The organism is Christiangramia sp. LLG6405-1, from assembly GCF_045055805.1.
Taxonomy (GTDB): domain Bacteria; phylum Bacteroidota; class Bacteroidia; order Flavobacteriales; family Flavobacteriaceae; genus Christiangramia.
Genome location: NZ_CP159330.1, coordinates 1,148,185 through 1,159,179, shown reverse-complemented (window position 1 = coordinate 1,159,179; position 10,995 = coordinate 1,148,185). Strand labels below are relative to the sequence as shown.

Genomic DNA, 10,995 nt, shown 5'->3' with positions numbered 1-10,995 from the left:
TAGTTCAAACTACGACAAGTTTTTGCTGTCGCCTGCCTGAGTTACTTCATACTTCTTCGCAATAGCATCCACACAGTTGATTCCGTCGATGGCTGCGGAAATGATTCCTCCAGCATAACCAGCTCCTTCTCCACAAGGATAAAATCCTTTTACTTCTAAATGCTCCAGTGTTTCCGGGTCACGCGGAATTAGAATTGGTGAAGAAGTCCTACTTTCTGGCGCGTGTAAAACAGCTTCGTTCGTATAATAACCTTTCAGTTTTTTTCCGAATTTCACAAAGGCTTTCCGCAGTCTTTTAGCAATTAGATCGGGCAACACTTTATTAAGATCAACACTTACTATTCCAGGCTGATAAGAAGTTTTCGGAAAATCTAAAGACACTCTTCCTTCTACAAAATCCTTCATACGTTGCGCTGGAACCTGCTGAGTTTTACCAGCCGCTTCCCAGCAATTTCTTTCCACCATCTTCTGAAAGTCAAGACAAACAAATGGATCATTTTCTATATAACCTGGCAGATCTGAAGGTTCTATACTTACAACTATTCCTGAATTCGAATATGGATTATTTCGTTTACTTGGACTCCAGCCATTAGTTACAACTTCTTCCTGTTCTGTAGCACACGGAGCAATAATACCTCCCGGACACATGCAGAAAGAATACACACCAAGTCCATCTACCTGCTCTACCAGACTGTACGAAGCTGGTGGTAAATAAGGATTTTCATCATCCCCGTGATACTGGATATGATCGATCAGTTTTTGCTGATGCTCAATTCGAACTCCCAGCGCGAAAGGCTTGGCTTCTATCTTTATATTTCGTTCATGCAGCAGGTAAAATATATCCCTGGCAGAATGTCCCGTTGCCAGAATCACCTCATCAAAATGTAGCCACTTCTCTTTATTGATCTCAATTGCTGTAATCTTATCACTCTCTAACTTTAGATCGGTTAGTTTAGAGTTAAAATGTACTTCTCCTCCAGCATCGACAATTGCTTCCCGCATAGCGGTGATGATCTTGGGTAATTTATTCGTTCCAATATGCGGATGTGCATCCACAAGAATATCAGGATCTGCTCCAAATTCCACGAACCACTCCAGGGCTTTCAATACATTTCCACGCTTCTTTGAGCGCGTATATAATTTCCCATCTGAGTACGTACCGGCGCCACCTTCTCCAAAACAGTAATTAGATTCTGGGTTTACGGTTTGCTCCTTATTAATCTTGGCAAGGTCGTGTCTTCTGGCTCTTACATCTTTCCCGCGTTCAAAAACCACAGGTTTCAATCCCGCTTCCACTGCTCGTAATGCTGCATACAATCCGGCAGGACCAGCCCCAATGATTGCTATTTTCTTAGCTTCGGAAACATCCTGAAGGGACAAAGATGATCTTTTACTTCTTTCTTCCCCGTGTTTCCAGATCTCGATCTGCAGATTAAGTTTCACCGGTTTTTTCCGGGCATCGATAGAACGCTTTCTAATTCTCCAGTCTCCAATATCATCCTTTCTGATATTCGATTTTTTAATTGCCCTGTTCAGAAGCAGATGATGATCTTCAAGTTCCCGGGGTAAAGCTGTAATTTGAACAAGTGTGCTCATAGACTCCAAAGATAGTATGTATTTTTTCTAAAACTGAATTTAAGTAGGGATTGAAAGTCTCGCAGTTTCCCGCTATATTCGAGAATCATATATTTGTGGAAAAAAGAATGTCTTTAAAAGAGTTGCTTCAGGAAAAAGGATACCATCGTATCAAATTAAAATACACTAAAACCAATCATTTCGAACTAAAAGCCAAGATCAATGATATTGAAGGTAATTTTATACTTGACACCGGCGCTTCCAGCACTTGTGTGGGTATAGATGCGATCGAACATTTTGATCTACTTTCGGAAGATAGTGATATTAAAGCGGCTGGTGCAGGAGCTACCAATATGTTAACCCAGGTTTCAGCAAAAAATATTGTACAAATTGGAGACTGGAAAAAGAAAAAGATCGACCTGGTACTTTTCGACCTGAAACACGTAAATGAGGCACTCGAAAATCATAAAGCTGAAAAGGTACAGGGCATCATAGGAGCCGATATTCTAAAAAAAGGCAAAGCAGTTATTGATTATAAAGGCAAGGCTCTGTTTTTAAAATAAGGGGAAAAACACCCTTTTTCTGAAAGTGATATCGCTCTATATTTGAAGTAATCTAACCAATAATCTTTACGTTATTAAACTTCGAATATCTTCACAACTGGTCTTTTACATTATGACAATTTTAGTTGTTGCCGTGCTGGGCTTGAATATATTCAGGTTGTTAGTTTTGTTCTAATTTCGTTAAAGTAAAAAGGGTACGCTAACGCGTACCCTTTTTTTATTTCTACCAGAGATTGTTACTACAATTCCAGTGATCTCTTGATATCTCCGTCCATCAATAGTTCTTCAGGATTTTCAAGTGCTTCTTTAACAGCTACAAGGAATCCAACAGACTCCTTACCATCAATGATTCTGTGATCGTACGACAATGCTACATACATAATTGGTCTGATTTCCACATGACCATCTATGGCAACAGGTCTTTCCACAATGTTGTGCATTCCAAGAATAGCAGACTGTGGAGGATTGATAATTGGAGTTGATAACATAGATCCAAATACTCCACCATTAGTAATAGTAAAAGTACCACCTGTCATTTCATCCACAGTGATCTTACCATCTCTGGCTTTGATCGCAAGTCTTTTCACTTCAGATTCTACCCCCCTGAAACTAAGATTTTCAGCATTTCTAATTACAGGAACAGTTAGTCCTTTAGGACCAGAAACCGCAATACTAATATCTTTGAAATCATAGCTTACCTGATAATCTCCATCGATCATAGAGTTTACTGCAGGATACTCATCCAACGCACGGATCACCGCAAGAGTAAAGAATGACATAAAGCCAAGACTCACTCCATGCTTCTCTTTAAATTCCTCTTTGTACTTCTTTCTAAGAGCGAAAATTGGAGACATATCTACTTCGTTAAAAGTAGTCAGCATCGCTGTATCGTTCTTAGCGCTTACCAGACGTTCCGCAAGTTTTCTACGGAACATTGACATTTTCTTACGCTCTTCTCCTCTGGTTCCTTTTCCAGGAGATCCCATAGAAGCTTTTGCCTCAACCGCATCCTCCTTAGTCACTCGACCATCTCTTCCAGAACCTTTTACATCCTTGCTATCAATCCCCTTTTCGTCAAGAATTTTCTTAGCTGCTGGTGAAGGAGTTCCAGTTGCATAGGTATCATCCTGCTTCTGGCTTGGAGTACTTGATTTTGAAGGATCTTCAGTTTTAGCAGCTGCTTTATCACTGTCTTTCTTATCTTCTGTACTTTCCTGGCGCTCTTTTTCTTCAGCTTCAGCAGACTTGTCGTCTTTACTTTCACTATCATCTTTGTCATCACTACCAGGCTTTGCAGCATCGGTATCGATTAGACAAACTACCTCTCCAACTCCTACGACATCTCCTTCTTCAGCTTTCAAAGTAATAATTCCACTAGCTTCTGCAGGAAGTTCCAGCGTTGCTTTGTCACTATCCACTTCGGCTACTGCCTGATCTTTTTCAACGTAATCACCATCTTCGACTAACCACTGAGCTATTTCAACTTCAGTAATCGATTCGCCGGGTGAAGGAACTTTCATTTCTAAGGCCATGATTGTAATTTATTTTGGTTCCTGAAATCAGGAAATTGGTTCTTATTATTAATCTTCTTTTAAATCTTTGTCGAATACGCTGGCAATCACTTTTTCATGACGCTTCTTAAATCTTACCGAGCTACCTGCAGCAGGTGCACCGTAGAATTTGCGACTACATACTCTAAACTGTCTTGCTTCTTCGAAATGCAGCAACATATGTCCATATGCTCCCATGTTTCTCGGCTCTTCCTGAGCCCAAACCACATCTTTAGCATTCTTATATTTGCTCATCATTTCTTTCATGATGCTCACCGGTAGTGGGAATAACTGTTCAATTCTCACAAGAGCAACATCATCACGGTCATTCTCTTCCTTAAACTTCAGCAGGTCATAGTAAAATTTACCGGTACAGAATACCAGGCTTTTTACTGAATCTGCTTTTGCATCTGGATCATCCAGAACTGGCTGGAATGAACCGTTTGCAAATTCTTCTTTTGTAGAGATCACTTTAGAATGACGTAGTAAACTTTTTGGAGTAAAAATGATCAGCGGTTTTCTGAATTTCGCCTTCATCTGCTTCCGAAGCATATGGAACATGTTCGCAGGAGTCGTAATATCTGCCACGTACATATTATCCTTCGCACAAAGCTGAAGGAATCTTTCCATTCTACCTGAAGAGTGCTCTGCTCCCTGCCCTTCATAACCGTGAGGTAATAACATTACCAAACCATTCTGAAGTTTCCATTTGTCTTCCGCAGCAGAAATATACTGATCGATCATGATCTGTGCACCATTCACAAAATCTCCAAATTGTGCTTCCCAGATCGTTAGTGTTGTTGGGCTTGCCATGGCGTAACCATAATCAAAACCAACTACTCCGTATTCTGACAACAGAGAATTATAGATAAAGAAATCTCCATCCTTGTCCTCTATATTGTTATGAAGAATGATCTCTTCCTCACTATCTTCAACTTTAACTACAGCATGACGGTGTGAAAACGTACCACGTTCCACATCCTGCCCGGTAATTCTAATATTATAACCTTCAGTCATTAGAGATCCATAAGCCAAATGCTCGGCCATAGACCAGTCCAGCTTATTATCTTCAAAGTACATTTGCTTTCGTCCATCGATGATCTTCTTGATCTTTCTCATGAACTTCTTGCCTTCCGGTAATTCTGAAACTGCCGTGGCAACCTTGTCAAGCTTTTCAAGATCGAAGGTCGTATCGATTTCCTTCATCATCTCATCCTCCTGAACATTCTCGAAACCTTCCCATTCATCCTGCATAAATGGAGTGATGCGGGTAGTTTCTTCCTTTCTGGAATCTTCAAGTTTCTCTTCAAGAGAAGCTTTGTACTCTTCTTCTAACTTCTTAAGGTAATTATCGTCGATTACACCGCTTTCCTTCAGCTTTTCAGCATAGATATCTCTGGCGTTCTCGTGTTTAGATATTGCTTTATATAGTTTAGGCTGAGTAAAACGCGGTTCATCACCTTCATTATGACCGTATTTTCTGTAACCCAGTAAATCTATAAATACATCTCTTTTAAACTTCATTCTGAAGTCTAAAGCGAATAATATCGAATGTACAACAGCCTCTGCATCATCTGCATTTACATGTAAAATGGGTGAAAGAGTTACTTTCCCTACATCTGTACAATAGGTTGAACTTCTCGCATCGAGGTAATTTGTAGTAAATCCAATCTGGTTATTTACTACGATATGTATGGTTCCCCCTGTCTGGTAACCTTCGAGATTAGCCATCTGTACTAATTCGTACACAAGTCCCTGACCTGCAATTGCAGCATCACCATGAACGAGGATCGGTAGAATTTTGGAGTTATCTCCATTATATCTTCGATCCATTTTTGCTCTCGAAATTCCTTCTACCACCGCGCCAACGGTTTCTAAGTGAGAAGGGTTTGGAGCTATATTGATATTGATATCTTTTCCACTATCTGTAGTGCGACAGGATGTCCAGCCCAGGTGATATTTAACATCACCATCGAATATGTCCTGTTCGTAATCCTTTCCATCAAACTCACTAAAGATATCTTTTGCGTTTTTTCCGAAGATATTGGTAAGGGTATTTAAACGACCACGGTGAGCCATTCCCATCACAAAATCTTCCACGCCAAATTCAGCAGCTTTTTCGATAAGTGCATCCAATGCCGGAATCAGACTTTCTCCACCTTCCAGTGAAAATCGTTTCTGCCCAACATATTTAGTATGTAAGAAGGTTTCAAAAGAGACCGCTTCGTTAAGCTTCTTCAGGATCTGCTTCTTGCGAGTAGCGTCAAAATCGGGATGGTTATCGTTTACATTCAAACGATTCTGGATCCATTCGATCTCTTCAGGTTTTCGAATATACATATACTCGATCCCAATAGAATCACAATACACCAGTTCAAGATGTTTGATGATCTCTTCGAGGCTTGAAGGTCCAATCCCGAGAATATCCCCTGCATTAAAATTGGTCTGCAGATCTTTTTTCTCAAGTCCGAAATTCTCTATATCAAGAGTTGGAACGTATTTTCTACGTTCTCTTACAGGGTTTGTTTTGGTGAATAAATGCCCTCTGGTACGATAGCCGTCAATTAATCGAATTACCTGAAATTCTTTAACTACGTGTGTCGGTATCTCACCTTCTGAAAAATCAACAGGAGCTTCGTCCAATACATCTTCAGAAACGCCATCTTGTTGCATTCCGAAGTCAAATCCTTGAAAAAAAGCCCTCCAACTGGGCTCTACACTATCAGGATATTTCAAATATTGATCGTAAAGTTCTGCGAAGTATGCAGTATGAGCGGCATTTAGAAATGAAAATTTTTCCATAAAATTGAAACAACAGTTTCTTTTGTTCTTAAAAACATTAGCAAAAATACAATATTTAAAAAAAACAGCTTGCAGGCATTATGATAATTCTCTATGAGATTATAAGAATTTTAACACCCTCTGAAATTCAATAATTTGGGAAATAGATTTCTCCGAAAATTGCAGATAATTTACTTTATACCTGTCTCTCCATAAGCATTTTACCAAAACTCTTCAGGGGTTTTTTCTTCTCTTCTGGCATATCTATCCTTTCCAGAACCTCGAAAGCCATATCTGTATATTTCTCAATTTCTTTTCTGGTAAGTTCTGCTGCACCACTACTTTCAAACAGGTTTTTAACTGCTTCGATCTTTCCAGTATTTTCCATAGGACTAATGGAATACAAGTGCTCCAGTTGCCTGGCTTCACCAGGACTTGCCAGCTCAAGACTTTTTAAATAGAGAAATGTCTTTTTGTTTTCGATAATGTCACCACCAGGTTGTTTACCAAAAGTGGCGGGATCCCCAAAAGCATCCAGGTAATCATCCTGAAGCTGAAAGGCAATACCAAGTAATCTTCCGTATTGATAGATCGCCGACTTGCAAGCAGCCGAAGTTTCAGCCACAATAGCTCCCATTTGCAAGGAAGCTCCAACCAGAACCGCAGTTTTGTATTCGATCATTAAAAGGTAATCCTCGATACTCACGTTATCTCGAGTCTCAAAGTCGATATCGTACTGCTGACCTTCACAAACTTCTATAGCTGTTTTAGTAAATAGTTTTGACAGCTCTTTAAAAACATCCCCTTCGTAGTTTTCGAATAACTGATATGCATTAATAAGCATCGCATCTCCAGAAAGGATTCCGGTATTGATATCCCATTTTTCATGCACTGTTTTTTTACCTCTTCGAATGGGCGCATCGTCCATAATATCATCATGAACAAGAGAGAAATTATGAAAAACCTCAATTGCCAGGGCGGCATCAAGGGCTTTTTTATGGTTGCAGTCAAAAATTTCAGCTGCCATTAGAACAAGGACAGGTCTTAAACGTTTACCTCCCTGCTCTAAAATATAAACCATTGGTTCGTAAAGATTTACCGGTTCCTTGACCTGTATCTTTTGATGAAGATAATCGACGATGGCCTCTCGGTATTCCGCAATGGTAAGCATGTATTGAAATTTTTGGGCTAAAATACCATAATTGAGCCTATTTCAAATTTTAAGCGAATGTTAAATAAACGTAAACCGAAGAAACTTTTTTTGTTTCTAAAGTTTCCTAGGCTTACTTTTGCACAAAATTTACATGAAGTGAGGGAGAAAATTTTAAATAGTGCCGCAGAGATGTTTCTGTCTTATGGTTTCAAAAGTGTAACCATGGATGACATTGCGGAAAGTATCGGGATCTCTAAGAAAACCATTTACGCGCATTTTTCTACCAAGAACAAACTGGTAGCAGCAGCAGGTTTACAGGTGATCCAGACGATGGGTTGCGGAATTGGCGCAATTCAGGGTAAAAATCAGAATCCGATCAAGGAAAATTACGAGATCAAACATTATATCGCGCAGAATTTGAAAGGAGAAAAGACCTCTCCTCATTTTCAGCTTCAGAAATATTATCCGAAAGTCTATGAGAGTCTTAAGGACAAGCAATATGAACTTTTGGAAACCTGCATGCAGGATAACCTCAACCGCGGAATTGAAAGTGGTTATTACCGTAAGGACATTAACGTGGATTTTATAAGCCGTATACATTTTGTTGGGCTTATGGGAATTAAGGATACAGATCTATTCGCTCCTGAAAAGTATTCGCAGCCGGCATTGATGGATCATTTCCTGGAATATCACCTGCGTGCAATATGTACCGCAAAAGGATTAAAAACTTTAGAAGATTTAATTGAGTTAGATGAAAAGTAGAATATCAATTTTAATTATGCTGGCCTTAAGCCTGCAAAGTTTCTCGCAGCAGGATACGATCCAGACCTATCAGTTTTCCCTTATGGAAGCGATAGAATTTGGACTGGAAAACAACTACCAGTCACAAATAGCACAAAAGGATGTGGAGATCGCTCTTCAGCAAAAATGGGAAATTATCGCCCAGGGATTACCGCAAATTAGTGCTGGAATAGATTACCAGAACTTCCTGAAACAACCGGTCACCTTGCTTCCGGCAAGTGCTTTTGATAATACGCAAAGCACAGTGAACATCGTCGAGGAATATTTCGACAATGTGAACAGGAATGATGTCCCTGTAAATTCTCCGGAAGGATTTATCCCAGTGCAGTTTGGAACTCAGCAAAGCGTAAATGCCACTGCTACCTGGAACCAGTTGATTTTCGATGGCTCCTATATAGTAGGAATTCAATCTGTAAAAACGCTGCTTCAAATTTCCAAAAATGCCAAGACCAAAACAGATCTTGAGATCAAGAAAGGTATTATTAATGCCTACGGAAATGTTTTACTGGCGGAAGAAAGTGTTGAGATTTTTGAGAAAAATCTCGGTAATGTTGAGAAGAACTTTAATGATACCCAGAAGATATTCGAAAACGGTCTAACAGAACAGGAGGATGTGGAGCAATTAGAAATTACCAAGCTCAACCTTGAAAATGATCTTGCCAGAAGCCGAAGAATGCTGGATATCGCCTACGATATGCTTAACATCAGTCTTGGAATTCCAGTGGAGAAAAATGTAGTAGCTACCGATGATCTAAATGAACTGGCGCTTAAATATTTCGATCTTTCCCTACTTTCTGAGACAATTCCGGTAGAAGAAAATATTGATTATCGCATCGCCAAGAATACGGCAGAAGCCGCAGATATCCAGGTGAAACTACAGCAGGCGAAAACGCTACCAACTTTAAGCGCCTTTGTGAATTACGGTTACCAGGGATTTAGTAATGACTTTACTTTTTTAAACGGAAATCAGGAATATTTTGGACAGTCCATATTAGGAGTGAGTCTTAATATTCCAATTTTCAGCAGCGGAATGCGAAGTGCGAAAACTCAGCAGCGAAAACTTGAGTATGAGCAGGCAATGCTTGATCTGGAACAAACCGAAAGCCAGGTAAAAAGTGATATCAACAGTGCTAAAAGTGAATACCAGTTTAGCCTTGATAATTATAAGAATGCTACTAAAAATCTCGAACTATCTGAAAGAATCGAAAACAAGAACCAGATCAAGTTCTTTGAAGGGATCGCCAGTAGTTTCGAGCTTAGTGAAGCGCAACGACAGTTATACACTGCACAGCAAAATTATTTACAAGCCATGTTACAGGTGATCACTGCAAAAGTGGAACTGGAAAACCTGTTAGATACCCGTACTTATACATCAGATAATTAGAAACAACTTCAGAAAATGAGAAAACTAGTATATATTTTATCGTTCAGTACTTTGCTAGCTGCCTGTGGTGGTGGTTCAGAAAAATCTACGGAAGAAATCCTGGAAAGCAATGATATAGAAACTATTCAGAAGAAAAGAGATGAGCTTACCGCTCAACAGTCTGAGCTGGAAACTGAAATTAAAAAACTTGATTCCAGGCTGAAGGAGATCAACCCAGAGAGAAATATTCCCCTGGTAACTTCCTTTGCTGTGGAAGCTCAACATTTTGATCATTTCCTTGAACTACAGGGAAGCGTGGAAACAAGAAAAAACGTCGTTTTGAATGCTGAAATGGGCGGAATTCTTCAGAAGATCTATGTAGAAGAAGGTCAGAAAGTTTCAAAAGGACAGACTCTGGCGAAGATAGATGATGGTGGATTAAGTCAGCAACTCGCTCAAATGGAAATTCAGCTAGACCTTGCCAAGACTACTTTTGAAAGACAGAAGCGTCTCTGGGAGCAGCAAATTGGTAGCGAAATTGAATATTTACAGGCAAAATCCAATTATGAAGGACAGGTAAACGCTGTTAAGCAAATGAAGAGTCAGCTTTCAAAATCTGTTGTAAGCGCACCTTTTTCTGGAACTATCGATGAGATCATTACCGAGCAGGGAAATGTGGTTTCACCCGGCCAGACGCAAATTCTAAGGATCGTAAATCTTGACGATATGTATATCAAGACAGATGTGCCAGAGAACTATATTACCAACGTAACCCAGGGAAAGCCGGTAGAAGTGACCTTCCCGGTGCTTGGAAAAACTGTTGATACCAAGGTAAAGCAAGTAGGTAGTTATATTAATCCTAATAACCGAACTTTTACTGCCGAGATCGATGTGCCAAATAAGGAGAAAGAGATCAAACCAAACCTTACGGCAAGAGTAAAGATCAACGATTACACTAGTGAAAACGCTATTCTGGTGCCGCAAAACATTCTTTCTGAAAATGCTGATGGAGAACAATATTTATATGTTTTAGATGAGGTGGAAGGTGAAAAAGCAGTCGCTAAAAGAGTGATCGTTAAAACCGGGAAATCTCAGGGAGATTCTATTGAAGTATTGGAAGGCCTGAAAGATGGTGACCTGATCATCGAAGATGGTGCACGTAGTGTGAAAGAGGGACAAACCGTCAAAATCATGAATTACTAAGCAATT

General features: G+C 39.7%; 8 protein-coding genes. 4 read left to right on the top strand and 4 right to left on the bottom strand.

The genetic code is table 11. The features are described from left to right. Positions 1-9 precede the first annotated feature (9 nt). Positions 10-1,596, bottom strand: a complete 1,587-nt coding sequence (locus tag ABVM50_RS05385; RefSeq protein ID WP_405200298.1) for an NAD(P)/FAD-dependent oxidoreductase — start codon at positions 1,594-1,596, stop codon at positions 10-12. A gap of 107 nt (positions 1,597-1,703) precedes the next feature. On the opposite strand from ABVM50_RS05385, the gene ABVM50_RS05380 reads away from it, so the two are divergent. Further along, on the top strand, positions 1,704-2,138 hold the full coding sequence (locus tag ABVM50_RS05380) for a retropepsin-like aspartic protease (protein ID WP_295181692.1): 435 nt from the start codon (positions 1,704-1,706) through the stop codon (positions 2,136-2,138). A gap of 239 nt (positions 2,139-2,377) precedes the next feature. On the opposite strand, the gene odhB is transcribed toward ABVM50_RS05380, so the two are convergent. The 3 genes from odhB to ABVM50_RS05365 all read right to left on the bottom strand — a co-directional run bounded on the left by odhB (position 2,378) and on the right by ABVM50_RS05365 (position 7,640). Continuing rightward, a complete protein-coding gene (gene odhB, locus ABVM50_RS05375) occupies positions 2,378-3,670 on the bottom strand; it encodes a 2-oxoglutarate dehydrogenase complex dihydrolipoyllysine-residue succinyltransferase (protein WP_405200296.1) in 1,293 nt (430 codons plus the stop codon). A gap of 48 nt (positions 3,671-3,718) precedes the next feature. Beyond that, positions 3,719-6,490: a 2-oxoglutarate dehydrogenase E1 component gene (locus ABVM50_RS05370; RefSeq protein ID WP_405200295.1), complete on the bottom strand. Its 2,772-nt coding sequence runs from the start codon at positions 6,488-6,490 to the stop codon at positions 3,719-3,721. A gap of 175 nt (positions 6,491-6,665) precedes the next feature. Next, entirely contained in the window at positions 6,666-7,640 is a 975-nt protein-coding gene (locus ABVM50_RS05365) for a polyprenyl synthetase family protein (protein ID WP_405200294.1), read from the bottom strand. 138 nt (positions 7,641-7,778) lie between these two features. Between ABVM50_RS05365 and ABVM50_RS05360 the strand changes: the two genes are divergently transcribed. From ABVM50_RS05360 to ABVM50_RS05350, 3 genes are read left to right on the top strand one after another with little or no spacing between them, the layout of a single operon-like run. Further along, the gene (locus ABVM50_RS05360; RefSeq protein WP_405200293.1) at positions 7,779-8,384 is read left to right on the top strand and encodes a TetR/AcrR family transcriptional regulator; all 606 of its coding nucleotides are present in this window, start codon (positions 7,779-7,781) and stop codon (positions 8,382-8,384) included. Further along, on the top strand, positions 8,374-9,807 hold the full coding sequence (locus ABVM50_RS05355; protein ID WP_405200292.1) for a TolC family protein: 1,434 nt from the start codon (positions 8,374-8,376) through the stop codon (positions 9,805-9,807). Before ABVM50_RS05360 ends, ABVM50_RS05355 begins: the two co-directional genes overlap by 11 nt. A gap of 15 nt (positions 9,808-9,822) precedes the next feature. Continuing rightward, positions 9,823-10,989 carry an efflux RND transporter periplasmic adaptor subunit gene (locus tag ABVM50_RS05350; RefSeq protein WP_405200291.1) on the top strand — a complete coding sequence of 389 codons (1,167 nt, stop codon included), beginning with the start codon at positions 9,823-9,825 and terminating at the stop codon, positions 10,987-10,989. Positions 10,990-10,995 lie beyond the last annotated feature (6 nt).